Genomic DNA, 23,982 nt, shown 5'->3' on the forward strand with positions numbered 1-23,982 from the left:
CCAGTCGCTAGCGCGAGCCCCACCAGTCGAGCAGAGCCGCCCGCACCGTGGCGGGATCCTGAGGCCCGTGGTCCATCCGCAGCTCCAGCAGGAACCGGTAGGCCTCGCCGACGTCGCGGCCGGGCCCGATGCCGAGGATCTCCATGATCTCGGTGCCGTCGAGGTCGGGGCGGATCGAGGCCAGCTCCTCCTCCTCCGACAACCGCGCGATGCGCTCCTCCAGCTCGTCATAGGTACGACGCAGCCGGTCGGCCTTGCGCTGGTTGCGTGTGGTGCAGTCGGCCCGGGTGAGGATGTGCAGCCGCTCTAGCTGGTCACCGGCGTCGCGCACGTAGCGTCGTACGGCGGAGTCGGTCCACTCCCCCGACCCGTAGCCGTGGAACCTCAGGTGCAGCTCGACCAGCGTCGCGACGGCGTCGATGTCGTCGTTGGAGAAGCGCAGCGCCCGCATCCGCTTGCGGGTGATCTTGGCGCCCACCACGTCGTGGTGGTGGAACGTGACGGTGCCGTCGCCGGCGAACTTGCGGGTGCGCGGCTTGCCGACGTCGTGCATGAGCGCGGCGAAGCGCCCCACGAAGTCGGGCGGCGCGTCGGGCCCGCCGCGGGAGGTCTCCAGGTCGATCGCCTGCTCGAGCACGGTCAGCGTGTGCTCGTAGACGTCCTTGTGCCGGTGGTGCTCGTCGCGCTCGAGCGCCAGGGCGGGCAGCTCGGGCAGAACGAGCGCGGCCAGCCCGGTTTGGACGAGCAGGGTCAGCCCACGACGGGGGTACGGCGCGCACACCAGCTTGACGATCTCGTCCCGCACACGTTCGGCCGAGATGATCGAGATGCGGTCGGCCATGGCGGTCATCGCAGCCACCACCTCGGGCGCCACGTCGAAGCCCAGCTGCGCGGAGAACCGGGCGGCACGCATCATCCGCAGCGGGTCGTCGGAGAAGGAGTCCTCCGGCCGGCCCGGGGTGCGGAGCACGCGCTCAGCGAGGTCGGCGATGCCGCCGTACGGATCCTCGAAGACCCGACCGGGGACGGTGACGGCCATCGCGTTGACCGTGAAGTCGCGCCGACCCAGGTCACCGGCCAGCGAGTCACCGAAGTCGACCTCGGGCTTGCGCGACGCCGGGTCGTACGTCTCGGCGCGGTAGGTGGTGATCTCGACCTGCCACGGCCCCTTGCGGCAGCCGATCGTGCCGAACGCCCGGCCCATGTCCCACACGGCCTCGGCCCACTTCGACACCAGCCGCTCGGTGACGTCGGGTCGGGCCGACGTGGTGAAGTCGAGGTCGTTCTGAAGCCGTCCGAGCATCGCGTCGCGCACTGGCCCGCCGACCAGCGCCAGTTGCTCACCGGCGGCCGCGAACAGGTCGCCCAGCTCGTCGATCACCGAGCCGATCCGGTCGAGCTCGCGCGCCACCGTCTCCTGCACCTGGGCCATCGACAACGGTGCCTGTGACCCCGCCGGGAGTACGGCGGGCTCGGGGCGCGGGGCGGTGGCGTCGGACACGACTGGCCAGTCTACGAAAGGAGAGCAGGGAGTCCGGCATCCGTGCGGGCCTGACCAGTCGGCGGGGGTCGCCGCACTAGAGTCGGTGCGTGTTTCGCCCCCCATCGCTGACGGCTGCGCTCGTGGGTGTCCTGGCGACGGCGGGATGTCTGCTCGGTGGCGTGCCGCCGGCCAACGCCACCCTGGCGTCCAGCAACGAGATAGCCACCACGAGGCAGGTGGCGGCGACGACTACGGCGGAGGTCACCACGCCGCTGGAGATCAAGATCACCGACCTCACGCCGTCGGTCATCGAGCCCGATGCCGACGTCACGATCTCGGGCACCGTCACCAACACCACCAGCGAGACGTGGACCGACATCAATCTCTACACGTTCCGCTCGATGACCCCGATCCCCGACGCTGCCAGCCTCGCGCTGGCCGCCGAGTCGGAGGCCGACGAGTACCTGGGCGACCGGATCCTCGAGCCCGACACGTACGCCACGGTGCCGAGCCTCGCGGCGGACGAGACCGCCACGTTCACCGCGATCGTGCCTCGCGAAGCGCTCGCCACCGGCAACCAGGCGGGCGTCTACTGGGTCGGCGTACACGCGCTCGGCGCCTCGCCCAGCACCCCGGGCGACGCCCTCGCCGACGGCAGGGCGCGCACGTTCATCCCGCTGCTCCCCGAGGACAGCAAGCCGATCGACGCCGCGCTCGTCCTGCCGCTGCGCGCGACAGTGCACTACGACCCCGACGGCCGGGTCTCCGATCCCGTCGGCTGGGCCAAGCGGCTCGGCGCGGGCGGCCGGCTGAGCAACGTCCTCCGAGCCGGTCAGACGGCCGGGTCACGTCCGGTCACCTGGCTGGTCGACCCCGCCGTGGTGCAGGCCGTCACCCGGCTGGCCGAGGGCAACCAGCCGCTCAGCCTGGCTCCCCTGCCCGGCAGCGAGGGAGGCGACGAGCCCGAGAACGGCGAGACCCCGTCCACGGACTCGCCGCCGCCCGTCACGCCCACCCCCGCTCCGGCCGACGAGGACCTGTCGCCCGAGAACGCCGCGGCCGCCAGCGCCGCGAGAGACTGGCTCCTGCTCTTCCAGCAGGCGATCGGACCGCGCAGCGTCTTGACCCTGCCGTACGGCGACGTCGACATGTCCGCGGCCGCCCGACACGCCCCGGAGACCTACGACCTCGCCCTCGAACGCTCCGCCGACGCGATGACCGGCCTGCAGGTAGCCGCCAGCCCGGCCCTGGCGCCCCACTCGGGGTACCTCAGCCCGGAGGCCTTGGCCCGGGCTCCGCGCGAGGCGCTCGTCCTGCTGTCGGACACCGCGGTCGCCGGACTCGGCGGTCTGGCCCCGTCGTCCGGCCAGCTGCTCGGCCACCAGATCGCCACGACGTCGTCGGGCGTGGCCGCGGGCGGACCGGGTCCGGAGTCGTCGAGCTCGCCGATCGCCGTACGCCAGCGGCTGTTGAGCGAGGCCGCGCTGCGGATGGTCTCCGGTGACAGGACGCCGATCATCATGGTGCCGCCCCCGACGTGGAACCCGGCCGACTCCCAGACGCTCTACGACAGCTTCGCCGAAGGAGTGCTCCAGATGCGGGAGCTCTCCGAACTGGTCTCAGCCGGCTCGGAGACCTTGGCCGACGACGAGCTCGTCTACCCCGACGCGGAGCTCGAGGGCGAGCTGCCGACGGCGAACTTCGAGAGCGCCCGGGCGCTGATGGCCGACGGCATGGTCCTCTCCTGCGTGCTCGACCTACCGGCCGGCATCGGCTACTCGGTCGGCAACATCGCCCTCACCGGTCTGTCGTACTTCTCCCGTCGTGACCCCGAGAGCTCCCGGCTCGCCACCCAACGGTCGGCCGGAGGCATCTCCGACATCCTCGGCAAGGTGACCATCGACGGACCCTCCAAGGTCACCCTCTCCAGTGACCAGGGCAACCTCGGCGCCACCATCTCCAACGAACTCACCGAGGCCGTCACGGTGCGGGTCGTCGCCCTGACCGACGGCGGCATCCAGCTCGAAGGGCCCGAGACGATCACCCTCGCGCCGCTCTCGCGGCGGCGGATCCTGCTCGACGCGACCGCGACCCGCCAGGGCATCCACACCGTGACCCTGCGCGTCACCGACGTCGAGGGCGAGCCACTCGGCTCTGCCACCACGTTCTCGGTGCGCACCGCCCAGGTCAGCCAGGTCATCTGGCTGATCATGGCCGCGGGCGCGGTGATGCTCTTCGGGGCGATCGGGGTCCGGCTCGTACGACGCCTGCGCGGCCTGCCCGACCAGCCCGGTGAGGACGAGCCGGACGCCGAGAACGCCGAGCCCGAGCCTGGGTCGACGGCCACATGAGCGACAACACCGACGCCAAGATCCTGTCCTCCAGCGCGGTGATGGCGGCCGGCACCACGGTGTCGCGGCTCTCGGGCTACGTCCGGTCCTCGCTGCTCGTCTGGGCACTGGGCAACGCGCTGCACGCCGACGTCTTCAATGTCGCCAACACGGTGCCGAACATGCTCTACATCCTGCTGGCCGGTGGCGTCTTCAACGCGGTGCTCGTTCCACAGCTGGTGCGCTCGCTGAAGGATGACGCCGACGGCGGCGAGGCCTACACCAACCGGGTGATCACCCTGGCCGCGCTGTTCCTGGCCGCGGTGACCGTGCTGCTGATCGTCGCCGCACCCCTGATCATGTCGGTGCTCCTCGACTCGAGGTACTCGAAGCCCGAGCTGGCCGGGCAGCGCCAGTCGGTGATCGACTTCGCGCGCTTCTGCCTGCCGCAGGTGTTCTTCTACGGGATGTTCGTGCTGGTCGGGCAGATCCTCAACGCCCGCGGCCGCTTCGGACCGATGATGTGGGCGCCGATCGCCAACAACGTCATCTCGGTCGGGGTGCTGGTGACCTACCTGTTCGTCTTCGGGGAGGCCACCGGAGCGGAGAAGTCCGGCCCGTTCACCAGCGGCCAGGAGCTCCTGCTGGGCCTCGGCTCGACCGCCGGGATCGTCGCGCAGCTGCTGATCCTGCTGCCCTATCTCAAGAAGGCCGGCTTCACCTACCGGCCGCGTTTCGACTTCCGCGGCACCGGCCTGGGCCACACCCTGCGGCTGGGCACCTGGACCGTGCTCTTCGTCATCGTCAACCAGGTCGCGTACACCGTGGTCGTCAAGCTGGCCTCGGGCGGCACCGCCGACGGACCCGGCGGCACCGGCCTCACGATCTACTCCTACTCGTTCCTGCTCGTGATGGTGCCGCACGCGATTCTGACCGTGTCGCTCGCGACCGCGATCCTGCCCCGTCTCTCCGCCTACGCGCGCGAGAACGAGTACGCCGCCCTGTCCACCAGCCTCGCCAGCACCCTGCGCACCGCGCTGGCGGTGGTGATCCCGTTCGCGGCTCTGCTGCCCCTCGTTGCCCCCGAACTGGCGTCGCTGATGTTCGGCTTCGGCGCGGGCGCGACCAGCAGCAAGAACTTCGTGCCCACGCTGTCGCTCTTCGGGGCCGGCCTGGTCGTCTTCACCGTCCACTACCTGATGCTTCGGGGCTTCTACGCCCTCGAGCAGACCCGCACCGTCTTCTTCATCCAGTGCGCGGTGTCGCTGGTCAACATCGCCGCCGCCGTGCTGTTCGTCGGCCGTAGCAACGCCGCCGACACCTCACCCGCCCTGACCCTCGCGTACGCCGCGGCGTACCTCGTCGGCGCCTGCATCAGCTACTCCGTGCTCCGGCGCCACCTCGGCGGGCTGCACACACCGACGCTGGTGCGGTTCGCGGTCCGGATGGTGCTGGCTGTCGCCGTCTCGACCGGTGCGGCCCTGGCAGTCGCCGTACTCCTGCCCGGCTGGGGCGACCAGCCGGGCAAGGTGACGGCGCTGTGGCGCGGCGCACTCATCGGCGGTGCCGATCTCGCGGTGCTGCTGGTGATGGCCCGCCTCCTGCGCCTGCGCGAGATCACCTCGGTGGTGGACACGGTTCAAGGGCGGCTCTCCCGACGCTGAGCCGGGCCTACGATGAGTCTGGTCAAGGTCCGACGCGAGGGAGGGGCGCAGGCATCATGCCCGGCTCGATCCGTGCGGGAGACGTGCTCGCGCAGCGCTATCGGCTCGACGACCTGTTGAGCGAGAGCGGTGACGCCCGCTTCTGGCATGCCTTCGACACGGTCCTGACGCGCTCGGTCGCGATCCACATCATTGCCAGCACCGACGAGCGCGCGCCTCGGCTGCTCGACGCCGCCCGCCGTTCGGCCACCCTCGTCGACCGCCGCATCCTGCGGGTGCTCGACGCCCGCGACTCGGGCGGCGTCGTCTACGTCGTCAACGAGTGGGGCTCGGGCGACTCGCTCGACATCACGCTCACCGGCGCCGGTCCGATGGCCCCCCGCGAGGCCGCGTGGCTGGTGGCCGAGGTCGCCGAAACGATCGCCCGGGCCCACGAGGCCGGCCTCGCACATGGCCGGCTGAACCCCGAGAACGTCCTCGTCGACCACAACGGCGAGGTCAGGATCATCGGCTTCGGCGTCGACGCCGCTCTGCACGGACTGCCCCCCGGGCGCCGCAGCACCGACGTACACGACCTCGCCGGCCTCCTGTACGCCGCGATGACGGGCCGCTGGGCCGGCACCTCCACCTCCCGGGTGCCCGGTGCCCCTCAGGAGCAGGGCGCGCTGCTGCGGCCCAGGCGGGTCCGGGCGGGCATCCCGCGCCTGCTCGACGGCCTGTGCGACGAGGTGCTCAACCCCTACGCCGCCTCGCACGCCAGCCGGCCCGACCACGACCTCTCGACAGCGCGGGGCCTGGCCGATGCGCTCACCGAGTTCGTCGGCGACGCCCCGACGCGCGAGCCGCACCGGCACCCCGAGACCGAGCCCGCCATCGGGTCGGTGCCACCTCCCGCCGCGAAGCCCGAGCCCGTCGACATGCCCACCCAGGCCGGAATCCCCGCATTCACCGAGGACGACCCGGAGGACGACGTCAGCTGGCTGACTCCGCGTGACGACCGGCCACCTCCGCCGCCGGCCTTCGCCCAGCCGCCGGACCGGCCGCTCTTCGCGCCCGACCCGCCCCGCGGCCAGCCCGTACGCCGACCCCGTCCCGGCGTCACGACCACTGCCCCGGCGTCGGCCCCGGCCGCCGTACGCGACTCACGGGCCCACACCGGCAGCGGCTTCTGGCCGTGGGAGAGCGGCACCGGCTCCGGGATCCTGAGCTCCGTGGCCGAAGAGGAGGTGCCCGGCCGCAACTGGCTACGCCTGGCCATGGTCGTCGGGCTCGTCGCGCTGCTCGTCGTCGCCGTGCTCGCTGTCCTCCAGCTCCGCAACGACGACGGTGACCCGGCCAGCGAGGACACCACCGGCCAGGCCCGCGACCGGCCTCGCGCCGTACCCCTCACCGGTGTCACCGCGCAGGACTTCGACCCCCAGGGCGATGCACCCTTCGAGGAGTACCCCGACCTCGTCCCGCTCGCCCTCGACGGCGACCCCGCGACCGCCTGGCAGACCAACACCTACAACCAGAACCTCGGGCCGGGCGGTCTCAAGACCGGTGTCGGCCTGGTGCTTGACCTGGGCTCGGCCAAGACCCTGCGCTCGGTGCGGCTCACCCTGCCCGGGGGACCGACCTCGGCAGAGGTCTTCCGCACCGGCGAGGTGCCGACCACGGTCGACGGGCTCGAGGCCGTCGCCGACGGCAGCACCACGGGCGACGACCCGGCGCTGACGCTGCGCCTGCCCGACGACGTCGCCGACCAGTACGTCGTCGTGTGGCTCACCTCGCTGCCCCCGGTCGACGGCGGATTCCGCGGCCAGATCGCCGAGGTGGTGGTGGCCGGGTGACCGACTCCGCGCCAGCCAGCGACGCCGAGCTGCTCCAGGCCCACGTCGAGGGTGACCCCGACGCGTTCGGCACCCTCTTCGGCCGACACCGCGACCGGCTCTGGGCGGTCGCGCTGCGCACGATGGGCAACCCCGACGACGCGGCCGACGGGCTGCAGGACGGGTTGATCGCGGCGTACCGCCGGGCCGCGTCCTTCCGTGGCGACGCCGCCGTCACCACCTGGCTGCACCGCGTCGTCGTGAACGCCTGCCTCGACCGGCACCGGGCCGCCAAGGTGCGCGCCGCGCAGCCGCTGCCTGACGACATCGACGAGTACGCCGACCGCGGGTCGCTGACCACGGCCGCCACCGAGCTCGACCCGGCCGAGATCGTGGTCGCCGACGAGCGCTGCCGGCTGGTGCTCGACGCCCTCGCCACGCTGACGCCGGAGCAGCGCGCGGCGCTGGTGCTGGTCGACATGGAGGGCTACTCCGTGGCCGAGGCCGCCGAGATGCTGGGCTGCGCCGAAGGCACCGTGAAGTCGCGCTGCTCCCGCGGCCGGGCCCGGCTGGCGCCGCTGCTCGGTGTGCTGCACGGCACCCCACCAGCACGGAACCCCGATGCCGACTCACCCGTCCGATCAGCTGACCACCGGCCCGACGCGCCCCGTGGCCCACCGGTCCTAGACCCTTGACCGACTGACCATCACGCCCTGAGGAGGTGACCCGCCCGTGAACGACGAACTGCCCGAGCTCAGTCCCGCCGAGACCGAGCGCGTACGACGCCTGCTCGCCGAGGCCCGGCACACCGACCCGGTCCCCGCAGACGTGGCGGCCCGACTCGACCGCACGCTGGCGACGCTGGCCGAGGAGCGGCGTGAGCTCCATTCATCCACCGTGGTGACCCTGGCGTCCCGCCGGCGCCGGCGCGTGACCCAGCTCCTTGTCGCCGCGGTGGCCGTGGTTGCGGTGGGCATCGGCGTGGCTCAGGTCGTGTCCGGGATGGACACCGACCTGGGCATGAGCACGGCCGACGACTCCGCCGACAGCGGGGCGGGGGAGGCGGCCGAAGCACCCGACCAGGAATCCCAGCCCCTATCGCCCTCCGCCGAGTCCCGTGGCGACACCGGTGGCGAGTCGGCGCCCGACCGCAATGGCGCCAAGTCGGCCCTGTCCGCACTGCCACGAGTCGACGACGCCACCTTCGACGCCGACGCTGCGGACGCCCGGGCGCGCCAGGGCAACACCGACGCGACGACCGCTCCCGACGATGACAGCCCCGGCACCCTGTTCGACGGCACCTGTGACCGAGACGCGTGGGGCGACGGCGAGCGGGTGCTGGTGCGCTACCAGGGCGACCGGGCGGCGCTGGTGTTCCGCCCCGCCCCGGACGGCAGCCAAGTGGTCGACCTGTTCGCGTGTGACGGGGACGACGTACTCCGCAGCGGCATCGTCGCGGCACCCTGAGCCAGGCTCACCCGCGGGAACAACGCGCGTCTACGATCGGTTCAATCGACGTACCCAAACCCCCACGAGTGAGAGCCATGTCTGAGCAGACCGCACCCCGCAATGTCATCGTGATCGGCTCCGGTCCGTCCGGTTACACCGCAGCCCTGTACGCCGCCCGCGCGACCCTGGCGCCCCTCGTCTTCGAGGGCTCCGTCACCGCCGGTGGCGCATTGATGAACACCACCGAGGTGGAGAACTTCCCCGGCTTCCGCGACGGCATCATGGGTCCGGCGCTGATGGACGAGATGCGCGCTCAGGCCGAGCGGTTCGGCGCCGAGCTGGTCGCCGACGACATCGTCGAGGTCGACCTCACCGGCGAAATCAAGATCGTGAAGACGGCCACCGACACCTACACCGCGCGCTCGGTGATCCTCTCGACCGGTTCCGGCTACCGCAAGCTCGGCCTCCCCCGCGAGGAGGAGCTCTCGGGACGCGGCGTCTCGTGGTGCGCGACGTGCGACGGGTTCTTCTTCCGCGACCAGGAGATCGCCGTCATCGGCGGCGGCGACTCGGCGATCGAGGAGGCTACGTTCCTGACGCGCTTCGCGACGAAGGTCTACCTGGTGCACCGCCGCGGCGAGCTTCGCGCGTCGAAGATCATGCAGGAGCGCGCCTTCGCCGACCCCAAGCTCGAGATGGTGTGGGACTCCGAGGTCGCCTCGATCCAGGGCGACGAGCGCCTCGAGGGCATCACCCTGCGCGACACGAAGACCGGCGAGGAGCGCCCGCTGGCCGTCACCGGCCTGTTCATCGCGATCGGCCACGACCCGCGCTCGGAGCTGTTGACCGGGCAGGTCGACCTCGACGACGACGGTTACGTGCTGGTCAAGCACCCGTCGACGGCCACCAACCTCACCGGCGTCTTCGCGGCCGGCGACCTGGTCGACCACCACTACCGGCAGGCGATCACCGCGGCCGGCACGGGGTGTGCGGCCGCCCTCGACGCCGAGCGGTACGTCGCGATGCTGGACCACCAGGCCTCGACGGCCGGTCCGGCCGAGATGGAGTCGGTCACCGCCTGACGGCCCACCTGTGCTCCCGCGCGAACTCGCGGGGCTCGTCGACCCAGAACGCCACGCTCCATAACGTGCGGGCTCCCCCTTCACGGTGAGCGTGGCGGGCTCGACGAGGGTCGCCACCACGTTGGTGCGCGCTCCGACGGCGATCGCGAGCGCGTCGTCGTCGCCCCACTGGACCGTGCGGATCGAGCTCGGCCAGTCCTGCTCCCTCACCTGCAGTACGGCGACGCTCGGTGCCGGCGCCCTGCCCCGGCCTGCGGCGCAGGATCCACCACGCCAGCGCGCGGTAGAGCCTGAACTCCGTCACGACCAGCTGCCTTGCCAGCCTCGCCACGCGTCGTAGCGCGGTCATCGGGTCTCGTCCGCCAGGTTCGCGAACCGGGTCAACGTGTCGTCGAGGGCGGCCACGAAGCCGGACAGCCGGCGCTCCCCCATGTCTGCGAACAGCTGCTCGGCGTGGCTGCGTTGCAGCTCGGCGACGAACGCCGATCCCTTCGCGCTGGGCGTCACGAGCGTCGCTCGGCGGTCGGTCGGGTGCGGCTCGCGGGTGACGTGGCCGGAGGCGACGAGCCCGTCCACCAGCCCGGTGATGTTGCGGGGGCTGACCTCGAGGGCGGCGGCCAGGTCGCGCTGGGTGCTCGGGCCGGTGGCGCCGAGCTGCCAGAGCAGTGCGCGCGCAGGGTGCTCATCTGCTCGGCCGCCTCGAAGCGCTCGAGGTCGCTGGTGACGAGCATGCTGAGTGCCAGCACCTTGTCGAGCGCGTCGCTGGTCCGGATGTTCGTCATATCGTGAAGGCACTTCACTATGTAGTGAGATCGCACTTCGGACGCCGGCAGGACACGGCCGCCGGCAGGGAACAACTGTCGGTGGGGTGGTGTTCACTGAGGACCAGCTAGATATCTCTTCCGAAAGGGCATCCCGTGGCGAACATGGCAGCAGTGACCGACGCCGACTTCGAGGCCGAGGTCCTCAAGTCCGACAAGCCCGTCCTGGTGGACTTCTGGGCCGAGTGGTGCGGCCCGTGCCGTCAGGTGGCTCCCATCCTCGACGAGATCGCCGGCGCCCACGGCGACAAGATCACGTTCGTGAAGATGAACGTCGACGAGAACCCCGTGACCCCGGCGTCCTACAAGGTCACCGGCATCCCGACGATCAACGTCTACCAGGGCGGTGAGGTCGTGAAGACCATCGTCGGCGCGCGCCCCAAGGCCGCGATCCTCAAGGAGCTCGAAGACCTCCTCTGAGCCTCTGGTTCGGTGGTCGAGTGCCCGCGGCTGTCCTCGGTGGTCGAGTGCCCGCGAGGAACGAGCGGGTGTATCGAGAACCGGGTGTATCGAGAACCGGACTGACTAGCCGACCCGGCCGGGCTCTCGCCCGAGCCGGGTCGCTTTCTTCGGCATCGGTCGCACCACACCCAGCAGTCTTTCGACGGCAAGCTCGACCTCGCTCATCCAGGTCCGGGTGGTGCGCAGATCCATCCGCATCCGCGGCGTCGTCGCGTGCGAGCGTTGGGTCTTGAAGCCCACCGCGTCCAGGAAGTCCACCGGCAGCACGCAGTCGCGCCCGGCGGTGCCGCGGGTGTCGCCGAAGGCCTCGACCGCGACGATCTTCCGCTCCACCAGGTCGCGGGCCGTCCCCTGCACCAGCATCCTGCCCAGTCCGCCGCTCCGGTGCTGCGGGGCGACGTACACCGTGGCAAGCAGTACGGCGTCCGGCGAGACCGGCGCGGTCGGCATCGTCATGGCTCCGGCCAGGAACCGCACGGGCGCGTAGAGCGCCATCCCGACCGGTACGTCGTCGACAAGCAGCACGCGCCCGCACGACCCCCACTCGCGCAGCACCTCGGAGACCCACGCCTCCAGCTCTGCCGCACGCTGGTCGTCGTCGATGCGGGAGCGGGACACGGGGTCGAGCTGCCAGAACAGGCAGCTGCGGACGTGGTCGTCGAACTCCCCCAGATGGTCAAGCGTGAGGCGCGCGAGCGTGCGGGCCATGGTTCACCTCCCGATATGGCCATGCTAGGCGGCGTACGGCCTGACAGGATGCGTCTGTGCGCCAGATCCGTCAGAGCAAGAAGCTGCAAGGTGTCCGCTACGACGTGCGGGGGCCGATCCTCGTCGAGGCCCACCGCCTGGAGGCCGAGGGCCACCGCATCCTCAAGCTCAACATCGGCAACACCGCGCCGTTCGGCTTCGAGGCGCCCGAGGCGATCCTCGCCGACATGATCCACCACCTGCCGAAGTCGCAGGGCTACAGCGACTCCCAGGGCATCTACTCCGCGCGCACGGCCGTCATGAACTACTACCAGTCGCGGGGGCTGCGCGAGGTCGGCGTCGAGGACATCTTCATCGGCAACGGCGTCTCCGAGCTCATCTCGATGGTGCTCCAGGCATTCGTCGACGACGGCAACGAGATCTTGGTGCCCGCGCCCGACTACCCGCTCTGGACCGCCGCGGTGACCCTTTCCGGCGGTACGGCGGTGCACTACCGCTGCGACGAGGAGAACGGCTGGAGCCCCGACCTGGCCGACATCGAGGCCCAGATCACCGAGAACACCCACGGTCTGGTGATCATCAACCCGAACAACCCGACCGGCGCGGTCTACAGCGAGGCGACGGTCAAGGGCCTGATCGACATCGCGCGCCGCCACGACCTGGTGATCTTCGCCGACGAGATCTACGAGAAGATCATCTTCGACGATGCCGAGCACCACCACGCCGCGACGTACGCAGCCAACGATGTGCTCTGCCTGACCTTCTCCGGCCTATCCAAGGCGTACCGCGTCTGCGGCTACCGAGCTGGCTGGGTGATGATCTCCGGTCCGAAGGAGCTCGCCACCGACTTCCTCGAGGGACTGACGCTGATCGCGAACATGCGGATGTGCGCGAACGTCCCGGCCCAGCACGCCATCCAGACCGCGCTGGGCGGCTACCAGTCGGTCGAGGAGCTGATCGTGCCCGGCGGCCGCTACTACGAGCAGTCGATGCTGGCCGACCGGTTGCTCAACGACATCCCGGGCGTCTCCAACGTCACCCCGCGGGGCGCGCTCTACTGCTTCCCGCGCCTGGACCCCGAGGTCTACGCCATCGACGACGACGAGGAGTTCGTCATCGACCTGCTGCGTGCCAAGAAGCTCCTGGTCACCCACGGCAGCGGCTTCAACTGGCCCGCGCCCGACCACTTCCGGCTCGTCACCCTGCCCGAGGCATCGGTGCTCGAAGAGGCCATCGGGCGGATCGCGGACTTCCTCGCCACACGCCGCTGACCACGACCAGGTCGCACCCTAGGGTGAGGTCATGCGCGACCTCACGTACCCCCCGATCATCGTGGCCGCCAAGACGGCCTTCCGCGCACTGGGCAACCGGTTCACCATGACCGGCACCGAGCACGTGCCCCGCACCGGCGGTGCGCTGATGGCCTACAACCACGTCAGCTACGTCGACTTCGTGTACGGCGGCCTCGCGGCCAACCCGTCCGGCCGCCTGGTGCGCTTCATGGCCAAGCGCGAGCTGTTCGACCACAAGGCTACGGGGCCGTTGATGCGGTCGCTGCACCACATCGAGGTCGACCGGGGCGACGGCATCGCGTCCTACGAGCGGGCGGTGGAGTGTCTGAAGGACGGCGAGATCGTCGGGATCTTCCCCGAAGCCACGATCTCCCGGGCGATGGAGCTCAAGGAGTTCAAGACCGGCGCCGTGCGGATCGCAGCCGACGCGGGCGTGCCGCTGATCCCGGTCATCCTGTGGGGCACCCAGCGGATGATGACCAAGGACCACCCGCGCGACTTCTCACGCGGCAAGAGCATCTCGATCCACGTCGGCGAGCCGATGCAGATCAACCCCAGGGACGCCGCGGGCGAGACCAGGCGCCTGCACGAGACGATGAGCCGGATGCTCGACGAGGTCATCGCCGCCTACCCGGCCGACGAGCAGCCGCCCGGCTCCTGGTGGCTGCCGGCCACCCACGGTGGCTCGGCACCCAGCCTGCAGGAAGCCGCACGCCTCGACGGCGAGGAGAAGCGCGAGCGCGCCCGCAAGCGGGCCGAACGCCGCGCGAAGAAGAAGGCTTAGCTGTTCATCGCTAAGTGGTGAGACGGACTTAGCGTTTTATCCCTTTGTCGACATATGTCCGGGTCTCAGGCTCAGATTGGCCGGTCCTGGCGGTTCCGCGGGTCCATGATGTCGACAATTCGCCGTAGATCGTCGAGTGACGCGAACTCCACGGTGATCTTGCCCTTGCTCCGGCCGAGGTCGACCTTCACCCGGGTCTCGAAGCGGTCCGAGAGCCGCTCGGCCAGGTCCGCCAGTCCCGGGGCGACCGGCTTGCGACGACGAGCTGCCGACTGACCTCCGTGATCGCCGACCGAGACGATCTCCTCGAGGCCGCGCACGCTGATGCCCTCGGCGACGACGCGCTGGGCGAGGCGGTCCTGCAGGTCTCCGTCGTCGACCGACAGCAACGCTCGCGCGTGACCGGCCGACAGGACACCTGCGGCCACCCGCCGCTGCACCGCCGGGCTGAGCTTCAGCAGACGGAGTGTGTTGCTGATCTGTGGCCGGGAACGACCGATCCGCTGGGCCAGGTCGTCGTGGGTGCAGCCGAAGTCGTCGAGCAACTGTCCATACGCCGCGGCTTCCTCGAGCGGGTTGAGCTGTGCCCGGTGCAGGTTCTCCAGCAGCGCGTCGCGCAGCATGTCGGAGTCCTCGGTCTCGCGCACGATCGCGGGGATCGTCGTGAGTCCGGCCTCCTGCGACGCGCGCCAGCGGCGCTCGCCCATGACGAGCTCGTAGGACTCCGCGCCGGTACGCCGCACGACGACGGGCTGCAGCAGCCCGACCTCGGTGATGGAGTGCACGAGCTCGGCCAGCGCCTCCTCCTCGAAGACATGACGAGGCTGGCGGTGGTTCGGGGCGACCTGGTCGATCGGCAGCTCGGCGAAGTAGGCGCCGGCCACGGTGCCTGCGTTGCCGTCCGCGCGCGCCTGGGCCAAGGACGGCGGGGCGACCCCGTCGTTGTTCTCCATGGTGCTCCCGGCCCCTGCGCCTCCGCCGGGTCCCTCGGCTGACGGAGTGTCGACCACGGATTGATGCTCACGCTCCTCAACAGGAGGGGCGGTGGGGATGAGCGAGCCCAGGCCACGGCCCAGGCCACGGCGTGCCGGCTTGGCAGGAGTGTTCACGCGCGGTTCCTCAGTGACATATCTCGGGGCCCATCTCGGTGCGGTCAGGACGTGTGGGTCGGGGCGGGACGGCTCGCGATCTCGCGGGCCGCCTCGAGGTAGCTCAGCGCCCCGGGGGAGCCCGGGTCGTAGGTCATCACGGTCTGGCCGTACGACGGCGCCTCCGAGACCCGCACCGAACGAGGTACGGAGGTCTTGAGCACGGTGTCGCCGAAGTGTTCACGCACCTCCTGGGCCACACCGGCCGCGAGCCGGGTGCGGGCGTCGTACATCGTGACGAGGATGGTGGAGACAACCAGTCGCGGGTTGAGGTGCTTCTTGACCATCTCGACGGTCTCGAGCAGTTGGCCCAGGCCCTCCAGCGCGTAGTACTCCGCCTGGATCGGGATCAGCATCTCCGCGCCCGCGCACAGGGCGTTGAGCGTGAGTAGGCCCAGCGAGGGCGGGCAGTCGATGAGCACGTAGTCGAATCGGCCGTCACCAGCCGCCTCGGCGCTGCCGATCAGGGGGTGTGCCGAGATGGCCCGGTGCAGCCGGTTCTCCCGGGCCACCACGCTGACCAGCTCGATCTCGGCGCCGGCCAGGTCGATGGTGGCCGGCACCACGAACAGCCCGGGCACGTCGGGGCACTCGGAGATGACGTCTCCGAGGGGCGAGTCGTCGACGAGCATGTCGTACGTCGAGGGCACGCCGCGTTGGTGCTCGATGCTCAGCGCGGTCGACGCGTTGCCCTGCGGGTCGAGGTCGATGACCAGCACCCGCTGGCCGAGCTGGGCCAGGCCGGCGGCAACGTTCACCGTGGACGTGGTTTTGCCGACGCCGCCCTTCTGGTTGGCGACCACGAAGACGCGGGTGGCGTCCGGCCGAGGAGCAGCCTGCCGACCACCTCTGCGGACCAGCACGGTGTGCTCGGCGGCACGGGCCAGGGGAGTGTTGTCGTCGAACATGGTGCCACCACGGGTGTCGGCCAGATCGGCGGCGGTTCGGACCGTGTAGGGCTTGGTGGTGTCCGTTTCACGTGAAACATCGGTGCCCGTTTCACGTGAAACCGGCTGGGACCGACCAGCGGCTTCCTGTGTATAAACAGGGCTCGTCTGTGGATAACCACGCTCAAGAGTGGGTGATTCATCGGTGGATAACTCTGAAGGCTCGGACTTCTCCGGCCCCGAGACTGGTCCGTCGGTCACCGTGGACCCTTTCGGTTTGAACGGAGCGGGCGCTTCCCGTGCGACGTGCTACGAGACGTCGGCGCGGATGAGGACGCACCCGGAGAGGCAAGCGGCAAACCTACCCGCGACGGGTCCGCCCAGGAAACCCGTACTGCACAGGTGGTCTCCTCAAGTACGTCGCCTCCCAGCGAGAGCACCTCAGGGTCGTCCGCACCCAAGCGAGCGAGCACCCGTGACGCCGACGCAATCTCGTCGTGGACCGACGCGCCCTTCATCGCGATCAGCGACCCCGTCGGCGCGACCAGTGGCATTGACCAGTCCAGCAACCGCTCGAGCGGAGCGACCGCCCGGGAGGTGACAACGTCGAAGCGCTCGGTGCCGTGCAGGGAGTCGGCCCGGCCGCGGTGCACGCGCACATGCTCCAGCCCGAGCGCTTGGACAACCTCGACCAGAAAATTCGTGCGCCTCAGCAGAGGCTCCACGAGGGTGATCTCCAGGTCCGGGCGGGCGATCGCCAGCACCAGGCCGGGCAGTCCCGCGCCGGAGCCGATGTCGCAGACCGAAGCGCCGGCAGGGAGGGTGCGACCCAGAACGGCACAGTTGAGAAGGTGCCGGTCCCACAGGCGTGGCACTTCCCGCGGCCCGATCAGACCACGGACCACCCCGTCGCTGGCCAGGAGTTCGCCGTACGCCTCGATCAGGGGGAGGCGCTCAGAAGCGAACACCCTCCGCACCACCGAGGGTGTCGGTGGCAGGGAGGGCGTCACTTCTGTTTCACGTGAAACGTCGTTGGTCACACCATCACGCGGGCAGCACCACGACGTAACGCCGCGGCTCCACACCCTCGGACTCCGAGGTCAGGCCGGCGGCGGCCACGGCGTCATGCACGACCTTGCGCTCGAAGGACGTCATCGGCTCCAGTTCGGCACGCTCACCCGACGACTTCACGTCGGCGATGAGCTTCTCGGCGAGTACGACGAGCGCCTCACGGCGCGCGGCCCGGTGGCCGGACACGTCGAGCATCAGCCGCGACCGCTCACCGGTCTCGCGGTAGACGGCCAGCCGGGTGAGCTCCTGGAGCGCGTCCAGGACCTCGCCATTGCCGCCGACGAGCTGGCTGAGGTCGGCGCCGACGATGGAGACCGACGCGCGGTCCCCCTCGACGTCCATGTCGAGGTCGCCGTCGAGGTCGGCGATGTCGAGGAACTCCTCGAGGTAATCGGCGGCGATGTCGCCTTCCTGCTCGAGGCGCTCCACCTTCGACGGGCGCGAGGCCGAGTCGTCGGCGTCAGAGGCTTCGTCGGTGGTGTCGAGGTCGTCGTTCTCGGTCACGTCGTCGTTCTGGGTTTCGCTCACGGTGTCACTCACAGTTGGGCTCCTGCTGGGGTGTGGCGTACGGGTGCCTGGACGCACGTACTGAGGATCAGGGCTTCTTGCGCTGGGAACGGGTCTGCCGCTTGGGCTGCTGGCGCTGGGCGGTTCGCCGCTCCTGCTCGACCCTGGCCGCCTCGGCGGCGTCCAGGTCCTCCTGGCTCACTTCGGCATCGGGCTTGACGCCCTTCCGGGCGGCTTTGGCCTTGTCGCGGTCCTGCTTGGCCTTGAAGGCCGGCGTGCCGGGCGCGGGGTTGTTGCGGATCACGTAGAACTGCTGGCCCATGGTCCACAAGTTCGAGGTGGTCCAGTAGAAGAGCACGCCCACCGGGAAGGCGATGCCGCCGACAGCGAAGACGAGCGGCAAGACGTAGAGGAGCAGCTTCTGCTGTTGGGCGTACGGGCCGCTCAGCGCGTCGGCCGGCATGTTCTTGCTCATCAGCTGTCGCTGGGTGAGGAAGGTCGTCGCGGTCATCGACAAGACCAGTACCGCGGCGAGAATGCGCACGCCGATCAGGTCGGTGGACAAGAAGGTGTCCGAGATCTTCGCGCCCAGGAACACCGCGTCGCCGAACTGCCTGTTGAGCTGCTCGGTCATCAGCCCCTTGGGGCTGCCCGGCTTCTTGGCTGCCTGGTCGATCAATCGGAAGAGAGCCAGGAAGATCGGCATCTGCAAGATGATCGGCAGGCAGGAGGCGAACGGGTTGGTGCCCGTCTCCTTGTAGAGCGCCATCGTCTCCTGCGCGAGCTTCTCGCGATCGTGGCCGTACTTCTTCTGCAGCTCCTTGACCTTGGGCTGGATCAGCTGCATGTTCCGGCTGGACTTGATCTGCTTGACGAACAGCGGGATCAGCAGGATCCGGATCACCAGGGTCAGGCAGATGATCGACAGCACCCAGGCCACACCGGTCTCGGGGCCGAAGGCCGCGCCCCACACCTTGTGGAAGCCGACGAGGATCGCCGAGATCACGTAGTACAGCGGCGTCATGATGAAGCCGCCGATGCTTTGGAAGAAGTCCAACAAGTTGCTCAGGCTCCTAGATGTCAGCCGGTCTTGCCCGGGCGGGCCGAGACGGGTGGTACGGGGTCGTTACCGCCGGCGGCCCAGGGATGGCAGCGGGCCAGGCGGCGCACCGCCAACCACGAACCCAAGATGGTGCCATGTGCGGTCACGGCGTCGAGTGCGTACGCCGAGCAGGACGGGTGATAGCGGCACACCTGGCCGTAGAGCGGGCTGATCAGAGTGCGGTAAGCACGAAGCAGACCGATCAGCAGGTACTTCATCGGCTCCCTGTCGCTGACGCAGTCACTGACGCTGTCGCTCTCGTCACCCGTTGCAGGCAACGAACGAGGTCGGCGCGCAGTTCCTCCGAGGTCGCCGTCGCGGCGGCGGGGAGGGCCCGGACGACGAGCGCACCGGAGCCGGGGAGCCCATCGAGCTGCTCCCCACACAGGTGACGTAGTCGGCGCTTCACGCGGTTACGGATGACGGCATTGCCGACGGCCTTGCTCACGACGAAGCCGACCTGCAGCGGAGCTGCCGTCGACTCCGGGAGTACGTCGAGGTGCACGACCAGAGTGCGCGCACCGCTACGTCGCCCGACCCGGACGGTGCGCCGAAACGACTCACCGTTGGTGAGCCGGTGCCTTTGTGGCAACACGACGCGGACCCGGGGGTCGCTGTGGGCGACCGTCAGACCGCCAGGCTCTTGCGGCCCTTGCGGCGACGAGTCGACAGGATCGCCCGGCCCGCGCGGGTGCGCATGCGCAGGCGGAAACCGTGAACCTTGTGACGGCGACGGTTGTTCGGCTGGTAGGTACGCTTGCTCACGAGTAACTCTCCGTTGGATCGGATCTTCTGGACGTCCACCCGGGTGGGACGCGGTAACCAGTTCGGCTGGCACCGCCCACCCACGCGCCAGTGAAGAGCGTCGTGGACATGCGGCACCGGTCGACACCGGGTGAACCCTCGAGGAACGAAAGACCTGAGGTGACCGGCCAACGGTACGCGAGCGCGCAGATCAGGGTCAAACTGGTCGGCACCACAACCTGTGGATGACGGGTTGCCGTGGGCCGACGCCGCTTGTTACGTTGCCTGTCACCGAGGTTCCCCCCGATCCCGGACACGTCGTTTCCGCGGCTGCTGTGACCCGGGTCACTTTGGGCCCGAAACCGCTCCTGACCTGCACGAACATCGCTCGTCAGGGTGTCCGTCTCGACCTCGGACGAGGAAGAGCGACGTAGAACGGGCCACATGCACAACCTGTGCATAAAGTTGTGGACTCCAGATCGGTCCCGGGGCCCCAGACGAGGCCGCGACGTGATGAAGAGGGCAATACCTGTGGCAAACGACCCCGGCACCGAGGACCAGTCCGGCGACCGAGCAGCAGCGAGGCCCGATGACCCCAGGAGCGCGGGTCCCAGGAGTGAACCCAGGAACGAGCACAGCCTGGACATCATCTGGCGCACCGTGGTCGACGACCTCCAACCTCACCAGCGCGCCTGGCTGCGGGCCAGCGAGCCGGTCACCCTGCACGAGAACACCGCGATCATCGCGGTGCCCAACGACTTCACCCGGACCCAGCTCGAGGGCCGGCTGCGCGGCCAGGTCGAGGACGCGTTGAGCGAGGGCTTCGGCCGCGAGATCCGGCTGGCCGTCACCGTCAACTCCGCACTGGACGACGGCACCATGACCCCCCCGGTCAACCCGCCCGCCGACGAATCAATACGTCGAGAAAACGATATGTCGACAAAGAGTTGGAATGCTCCGGTCGTCGATCTGCCCATGCACGGCGACGAGCAAGACCGCTCCAGGCACAGTGTCGCCGAGTCCCGGCTGAACCCGAAGTACACCTTCGAGACGTTCGTCATCGGCTCATCGAACCGCTTTCCGCACGCGGCCGCCGTAGCGGTGGCCGAGGCGCCGGGCAAGGCCTACAACCCGCTGCTCATCTACGGCGACTCGGGCCTAGGCAAGACCCACCTCCTGCACGCCATCGGCCACTACGTGCGCAGCCTCTACAGCGGCGCCAAGGTGCGGTACGTCTCCAGCGAGGAGTTCACCAACGAGTTCATCAACGCGATCCGCGACGACCGCCAGGACCGGTTCAAGCGACGCTACCGCGATGTCGACGTGCTCCTGATCGACGACATCCAGTTCCTCGAGGGCAAGACCCAGACGCAGGAAGAGTTCTTCCACACGTTCAACACCCTCCACAACGCCAACAAGCAGATCGTGCTCACCTCCGACCGGCCCCCCAAGTCGCTCGAGGCGCTCGAGGACCGGCTGCGCAACCGCTTCGAGTGGGGCCTGATCACCGACGTCCAGGCGCCCGACCTCGAGACCCGCATCGCGATCCTCCGTAAGAAGGCCGCCATGGACCGGCTCACCGCGCCGCCCGACGTGCTCGAGTTCATCGCGTCGAAGATCCAGACCAACATCCGCGAGCTCGAGGGCGCGCTGATCCGGGTCACGGCGTTCGCCAACCTGAACCGCCAGGAGGTCGACATGACCCTGGCCGAGATCGTGCTGAAGGACCTGATCCCCGACGGCGGCGAGCCAGAGATCACCGCCGCGCTGATCGTGGCCCAGACAGCGGCGTACTTCGGGGTCTCGCTCGAGGACCTCACCGGGCCCAGCCGCGGCCGGCACCTGGTGCTCGCCCGACAGATCTCGATGTACCTGTGCCGCGAGCTGACCAGCATGTCGCTGCCGCAGATCGGCAAGGAGTTCGGCCGCGACCACACGACGGTGATGTACGCCAACGGCAAGATCAAGGAGCTCCTCGCCGAGCGCCGGGCGGTCTTCAACCAGGTCAGCGAGCTCACCAACCGCATCAAGATGCAGGCCAGGCAGTCCTGAACTACACGAGCGAAACCTGTGTACGACGTGTGGTTCAACCCGGTGCGTCGTACACATGCCCTGTGCACGACCGGCAGCCTCGGGCCCGAACCACCGGCTCGCTGCACAAGCCCGTGCAGGACTGCACAGCCCGTCCACAGCCAATTGCTCAACCAAAAATGGCCGCTGACCTGCGAAGACACGGGTTCTCCACAGATTCCACAGACGCTATGACTACTGCGGACCTATCCATCTCCGGACCACCAGTGAACATCCAATCCGGGCCCGACCTGTGCACAACTGCCAGATGCTCGTGGTGCCGGCGGCCCGGAAGTCGACGGGGCGCGGTGCGCTGGGCGTGACCGCATGGCAGGATTCACACCCCATACCCAGGAGGACCACACCGTGAAGTTCCGCGTCGAACGCGACGTCTTCGCCGATGCCGTCGCATGGGCTGCCCGCAGCCTGCCCGTGCGACCCAGCGCTCCCGTCCTCGCCGGCCTCCTCATCGAGGCCAGCGACGGTGGCCTGGTCCTGTCGTCGTTCGACTACGAAACCTCCGCCCGCGCGACCGTGAAGGCCGACGTCAGCGGTGAGGGCACCTGCCTGGTCAGCGGCCGGTTGCTGGCTGACATCTGTCGCAGCCTGCCCGCCAAGCCGATCGAGGTCACGCTGACGGGCGCCAAGGTCGAGCTGACCTGTGGCGCCGGTCGCTTCAGCCTCCAGACGATGCCCGTCGAGGACTACCCCACACTGCCCGAGATGCCGTCGGCGAGCGGCACGGTCAACAGCACCGACTTCGCGCACGCCGTCGCCCAGGCGGTCACGGCCGCCGGTCGCGACGACATGCTGCCTGTGCTGACCGGCGTACGCATCGAGATCGAGGGCGACACCATGTCGCTGCTCGCGACCGACCGCTTCCGCCTCTCGCACCGCGAGCTCGGCTGGAACCCCCAGGACACCGACGCGTCGATGGCCGCGCTGGTCCCGGCCAAGGTGCTCGGCGACACCGCGAAGTCGCTCACCGGCGGGGAGGTCACGATCTCGCTGGCGGCCGGCGGCACCGGCGAGGGCATCATCGGCTTCGAGTACGGCGACGAGCAGACCGGCACGCGGCGTACGACCACCCGGCTCCTCGACGGTGAGTTCCCGAAGGTCAGGTCGCTGTTCCCGAGCGAGCACCTGACGGTGGCCAAGGTCAACAAGCAGGAGCTCATCGACACCGTCAAGCGCGTGGCGCTGGTGGCAGAGCGCAACTCGGCGGTGCAGCTGAAGTTCGGCGACGGCGAGCTCGTGCTCGACTCGAGCTCAGGTGACGAGGCGCAGGCGACCGAGGCGATCACCGCCGAGATCAACGGCGACGACATCATGACGGGCTTCAACCCGCAATACCTGCTCGACGGCCTGACCGCTCTCGACGGCGAGCTGGTCGACCTGGCGTTCACCCAGGCCAACAAGCCGGTAGTGATCTCGGCGACCGACGCTGCCGAGGCCGACTCGAAGGGCCGCGGCGCCGGCTTCCGCTACCTGCTGATGCCTCGCCGGCTCCTCAGTTGAGGCCGTTTTCCCGACGGGGCCGTGTCTCGACACGCCCTTTCGTCCTTGCAGGCTCGGACGCAGGCTTGCTCGACCTGACTCGCCACGCCGTGCACTCCTGCGTCGTGCCCGGCTAGGCTCGCCACATGGATATCGGTCTCGTCGGGCTCGGCAAGATGGGTGGCAACATGCGCACCCGCCTGCAGGACGCCGGCCACACGGTCGTTGGTTATGACCGCAACCCCGACGTGGCCGACGTGGCGTCGCTGGCCGAGATGGTCGAGGCGCTGCCCTCGCCGAAGGTTGTCTGGGTGATGGTGCCCGCCGGTGACCCCACCAGCGAGACCGTGGCCGCCCTGGGCGACCTGCTCAGCGAGGGCGACCTCGTCGTCGACGGCGGCAACTCCCGCTGGACCGACGACCAGGCCAACGCCGAGATGCTGTCCGGCAAGGGCATCGGCTTCGTCGACTGCGGCGTCTCCGGTGGCGTCTGGGGCCTCAAGAACGGCTACGCCCTGATGTACGGCGGCGCCGACGAGGACGTCGCGAAGGTGCAGCCGGCCTTCGACGCACTCAAGCCGGAAGGCGAGTTCGGCGCCGTGCACGCGGGCAAGAAGCCGGGCGCCGGGCACTTCTCGAAGATGGTCCACAACGGCATCGAGTACGCCATGATGCAGAGCTACGCCGAGGGCTGGGAGCTGCTCGAGAAGGTCGACCTGGTCGACAATGTCACCGAGGTCTTCCGGTCGTGGCGCGAGGGCACCGTGATCCGGTCGTGGTTGCTGGATCTGCTGGTCACCGCGCTCGACGACGATCCCGACCTGGCCTCGATCTCGGGCTACGCCGAGGATTCCGGCGAGGGCCGCTGGACGGTCGAGGCGGCCATCGACAACGGCGTACCCGTGCCGGCGATCACCGCAGCGCTCTTCGCCCGTTTCGTCTCACAGCAGGACGACAGTCCGTCGATGAAGGCGATCGCGGCGATGCGCAACCAGTTCGGCGGCCACGCGGTGAAGACCGGGCCGCCCCCCGGCGGTGACGTCGACGCCGGCACGACCCCGAAGAGCTAG

Annotated in this window: 23 protein-coding genes; 12 read left to right on the forward strand and 11 right to left on the reverse strand. The window is 69.5% G+C overall.

The window, feature by feature from the left end; all coding sequences use genetic code 11:
- Positions 1 to 7: 7 nt before the first annotated feature.
- Positions 8 to 1,432: a CCA tRNA nucleotidyltransferase gene (locus H4Q84_RS13610; protein ID WP_248583650.1), complete on the reverse strand. Its 1,425-nt coding sequence runs from the start codon at positions 1,430 to 1,432 to the stop codon at positions 8 to 10.
- 158 nt (positions 1,433 to 1,590) lie between these two features.
- Here H4Q84_RS13610 and H4Q84_RS13615 point away from each other — a divergent pair, with 158 nt between their 5' ends.
- From H4Q84_RS13615 to trxB, 6 genes are all read left to right on the forward strand, one after another.
- Positions 1,591 to 3,834 (forward strand): DUF6049 family protein, encoded by a 2,244-nt coding sequence (locus H4Q84_RS13615; RefSeq protein ID WP_248579638.1) that lies wholly within the window; start codon positions 1,591 to 1,593, stop codon positions 3,832 to 3,834.
- Entirely contained in the window at positions 3,831 to 5,477 is a 1,647-nt protein-coding gene (gene murJ / locus H4Q84_RS13620; RefSeq protein WP_248579639.1) for a murein biosynthesis integral membrane protein MurJ, read from the forward strand. Before H4Q84_RS13615 ends, murJ begins: the two co-directional genes overlap by 4 nt.
- A gap of 56 nt (positions 5,478 to 5,533) precedes the next feature.
- A complete protein-coding gene (locus H4Q84_RS13625) occupies positions 5,534 to 7,309 on the forward strand; it encodes a protein kinase family protein (RefSeq protein WP_248579640.1) in 1,776 nt (591 codons plus the stop codon).
- Positions 7,306 to 7,983 carry an RNA polymerase sigma factor SigM gene (gene sigM / locus H4Q84_RS13630; RefSeq protein WP_248579641.1) on the forward strand — a complete coding sequence of 226 codons (678 nt, stop codon included), beginning with the start codon at positions 7,306 to 7,308 and terminating at the stop codon, positions 7,981 to 7,983. Before H4Q84_RS13625 ends, sigM begins: the two co-directional genes overlap by 4 nt.
- 37 nt (positions 7,984 to 8,020) lie before the next feature.
- Positions 8,021 to 8,755, forward strand: coding sequence for a hypothetical protein (locus H4Q84_RS13635; protein ID WP_248579642.1), 735 nt, complete (start codon positions 8,021 to 8,023; stop codon positions 8,753 to 8,755).
- A 77-nt stretch (positions 8,756 to 8,832) separates the two neighbouring features.
- Positions 8,833 to 9,819 (forward strand): thioredoxin-disulfide reductase, encoded by a 987-nt coding sequence (gene trxB / locus H4Q84_RS13640; RefSeq protein ID WP_248579643.1) that lies wholly within the window; start codon positions 8,833 to 8,835, stop codon positions 9,817 to 9,819.
- A gap of 345 nt (positions 9,820 to 10,164) precedes the next feature.
- Here trxB and H4Q84_RS13645 read toward each other — a convergent pair whose 3' ends face one another.
- Positions 10,165 to 10,614 carry a MarR family transcriptional regulator gene (locus tag H4Q84_RS13645; protein ID WP_248579644.1) on the reverse strand — a complete coding sequence of 150 codons (450 nt, stop codon included), beginning with the start codon at positions 10,612 to 10,614 and terminating at the stop codon, positions 10,165 to 10,167.
- Positions 10,615 to 10,745: 131 nt separating this feature from the next.
- Here H4Q84_RS13645 and trxA point away from each other — a divergent pair, with 131 nt between their 5' ends.
- On the forward strand, positions 10,746 to 11,060 hold the full coding sequence (trxA, locus tag H4Q84_RS13650; RefSeq protein WP_248579645.1) for a thioredoxin: 315 nt from the start codon (positions 10,746 to 10,748) through the stop codon (positions 11,058 to 11,060).
- Between the two features lie 105 nt (positions 11,061 to 11,165).
- Here the strand turns inward: trxA and H4Q84_RS13655 are convergent, their stop codons facing one another.
- Positions 11,166 to 11,810, reverse strand: a complete 645-nt coding sequence (locus H4Q84_RS13655) for a GNAT family N-acetyltransferase (protein ID WP_248579646.1) — start codon at positions 11,808 to 11,810, stop codon at positions 11,166 to 11,168.
- A gap of 56 nt (positions 11,811 to 11,866) precedes the next feature.
- Here H4Q84_RS13655 and H4Q84_RS13660 point away from each other — a divergent pair, with 56 nt between their 5' ends.
- On the forward strand, positions 11,867 to 13,081 hold the full coding sequence (locus tag H4Q84_RS13660) for a pyridoxal phosphate-dependent aminotransferase (protein WP_248579647.1): 1,215 nt from the start codon (positions 11,867 to 11,869) through the stop codon (positions 13,079 to 13,081).
- Between the two features lie 31 nt (positions 13,082 to 13,112).
- Entirely contained in the window at positions 13,113 to 13,886 is a 774-nt protein-coding gene (locus H4Q84_RS13665; RefSeq protein ID WP_248579648.1) for a lysophospholipid acyltransferase family protein, read from the forward strand.
- 71 nt (positions 13,887 to 13,957) lie between these two features.
- On the opposite strand, the gene H4Q84_RS13670 is transcribed toward H4Q84_RS13665, so the two are convergent.
- The 8 genes from H4Q84_RS13670 to rpmH form a co-directional block, all read right to left on the reverse strand.
- Entirely contained in the window at positions 13,958 to 14,995 is a 1,038-nt protein-coding gene (locus H4Q84_RS13670) for a ParB/RepB/Spo0J family partition protein (RefSeq protein WP_248579649.1), read from the reverse strand.
- 44 nt (positions 14,996 to 15,039) lie between these two features.
- Positions 15,040 to 15,942 carry a ParA family protein gene (locus H4Q84_RS13675; RefSeq protein WP_248579650.1) on the reverse strand — a complete coding sequence of 301 codons (903 nt, stop codon included), beginning with the start codon at positions 15,940 to 15,942 and terminating at the stop codon, positions 15,040 to 15,042.
- Positions 15,943 to 16,178: 236 nt separating this feature from the next.
- Positions 16,179 to 16,961 (reverse strand): 16S rRNA (guanine(527)-N(7))-methyltransferase RsmG, encoded by a 783-nt coding sequence (rsmG, locus tag H4Q84_RS13680; protein WP_248579651.1) that lies wholly within the window; start codon positions 16,959 to 16,961, stop codon positions 16,179 to 16,181.
- Positions 16,962 to 16,965: 4 nt separating this feature from the next.
- Positions 16,966 to 17,421 (reverse strand): R3H domain-containing nucleic acid-binding protein, encoded by a 456-nt coding sequence (locus H4Q84_RS13685; RefSeq protein WP_248583651.1) that lies wholly within the window; start codon positions 17,419 to 17,421, stop codon positions 16,966 to 16,968.
- Positions 17,422 to 17,587: 166 nt separating this feature from the next.
- Positions 17,588 to 18,559: a membrane protein insertase YidC gene (yidC, locus tag H4Q84_RS13690; protein WP_282580241.1), complete on the reverse strand. Its 972-nt coding sequence runs from the start codon at positions 18,557 to 18,559 to the stop codon at positions 17,588 to 17,590.
- A gap of 20 nt (positions 18,560 to 18,579) precedes the next feature.
- Positions 18,580 to 18,819 carry a membrane protein insertion efficiency factor YidD gene (gene yidD, locus H4Q84_RS13695; protein WP_248579652.1) on the reverse strand — a complete coding sequence of 80 codons (240 nt, stop codon included), beginning with the start codon at positions 18,817 to 18,819 and terminating at the stop codon, positions 18,580 to 18,582.
- The gene (gene rnpA / locus H4Q84_RS13700) at positions 18,816 to 19,196 is read right to left on the reverse strand and encodes a ribonuclease P protein component (protein ID WP_248579653.1); all 381 of its coding nucleotides are present in this window, start codon (positions 19,194 to 19,196) and stop codon (positions 18,816 to 18,818) included. Before rnpA ends, yidD begins: the two co-directional genes overlap by 4 nt.
- A 32-nt stretch (positions 19,197 to 19,228) precedes the next feature.
- The gene (rpmH, locus tag H4Q84_RS13705; RefSeq protein WP_091025258.1) at positions 19,229 to 19,366 is read right to left on the reverse strand and encodes a 50S ribosomal protein L34; all 138 of its coding nucleotides are present in this window, start codon (positions 19,364 to 19,366) and stop codon (positions 19,229 to 19,231) included.
- A gap of 618 nt (positions 19,367 to 19,984) precedes the next feature.
- On the opposite strand from rpmH, the gene dnaA reads away from it, so the two are divergent.
- The 3 genes from dnaA (at position 19,985) to gnd (ending at position 23,982) form a co-directional block, all read left to right on the forward strand.
- Positions 19,985 to 21,397, forward strand: coding sequence for a chromosomal replication initiator protein DnaA (gene dnaA / locus H4Q84_RS13710; protein WP_248583653.1), 1,413 nt, complete (start codon positions 19,985 to 19,987; stop codon positions 21,395 to 21,397).
- Between the two features lie 384 nt (positions 21,398 to 21,781).
- A complete protein-coding gene (gene dnaN / locus H4Q84_RS13715) occupies positions 21,782 to 22,933 on the forward strand; it encodes a DNA polymerase III subunit beta (protein ID WP_248579654.1) in 1,152 nt (383 codons plus the stop codon).
- A gap of 125 nt (positions 22,934 to 23,058) precedes the next feature.
- Entirely contained in the window at positions 23,059 to 23,982 is a 924-nt protein-coding gene (gene gnd / locus H4Q84_RS13720) for a phosphogluconate dehydrogenase (NAD(+)-dependent, decarboxylating) (protein ID WP_248579655.1), read from the forward strand.

The organism is Nocardioides sp. InS609-2, from assembly GCF_023208195.1.
Taxonomy (GTDB): Bacteria; Actinomycetota; Actinomycetes; order Propionibacteriales; family Nocardioidaceae; genus Nocardioides.

Coding starts and splice junctions, on each gene's coding strand:
- H4Q84_RS13610 (WP_248583650.1), bottom strand. CDS start 1,432: ATGGCCCAGGTGCAGGAGACGGTGGCGCGCGAGCTCGACCGGATCGGC.
- murJ (WP_248579639.1), top strand. CDS start 3,831: ATGAGCGACAACACCGACGCCAAGATCCTGTCCTCCAGCGCGGTGATG.
- H4Q84_RS13625 (WP_248579640.1), top strand. CDS start 5,534: ATGCCCGGCTCGATCCGTGCGGGAGACGTGCTCGCGCAGCGCTATCGG.
- trxB (WP_248579643.1), top strand. CDS start 8,833: ATGTCTGAGCAGACCGCACCCCGCAATGTCATCGTGATCGGCTCCGGT.
- trxA (WP_248579645.1), top strand. CDS start 10,746: ATGGCAGCAGTGACCGACGCCGACTTCGAGGCCGAGGTCCTCAAGTCC.
- H4Q84_RS13655 (WP_248579646.1), bottom strand. CDS start 11,810: ATGGCCCGCACGCTCGCGCGCCTCACGCTTGACCATCTGGGGGAGTTC.
- H4Q84_RS13665 (WP_248579648.1), top strand. CDS start 13,113: ATGCGCGACCTCACGTACCCCCCGATCATCGTGGCCGCCAAGACGGCC.
- H4Q84_RS13675 (WP_248579650.1), bottom strand. CDS start 15,942: ATGTTCGACGACAACACTCCCCTGGCCCGTGCCGCCGAGCACACCGTG.
- yidD (WP_248579652.1), bottom strand. CDS start 18,819: ATGAAGTACCTGCTGATCGGTCTGCTTCGTGCTTACCGCACTCTGATC.
- gnd (WP_248579655.1), top strand. CDS start 23,059: ATGGATATCGGTCTCGTCGGGCTCGGCAAGATGGGTGGCAACATGCGC.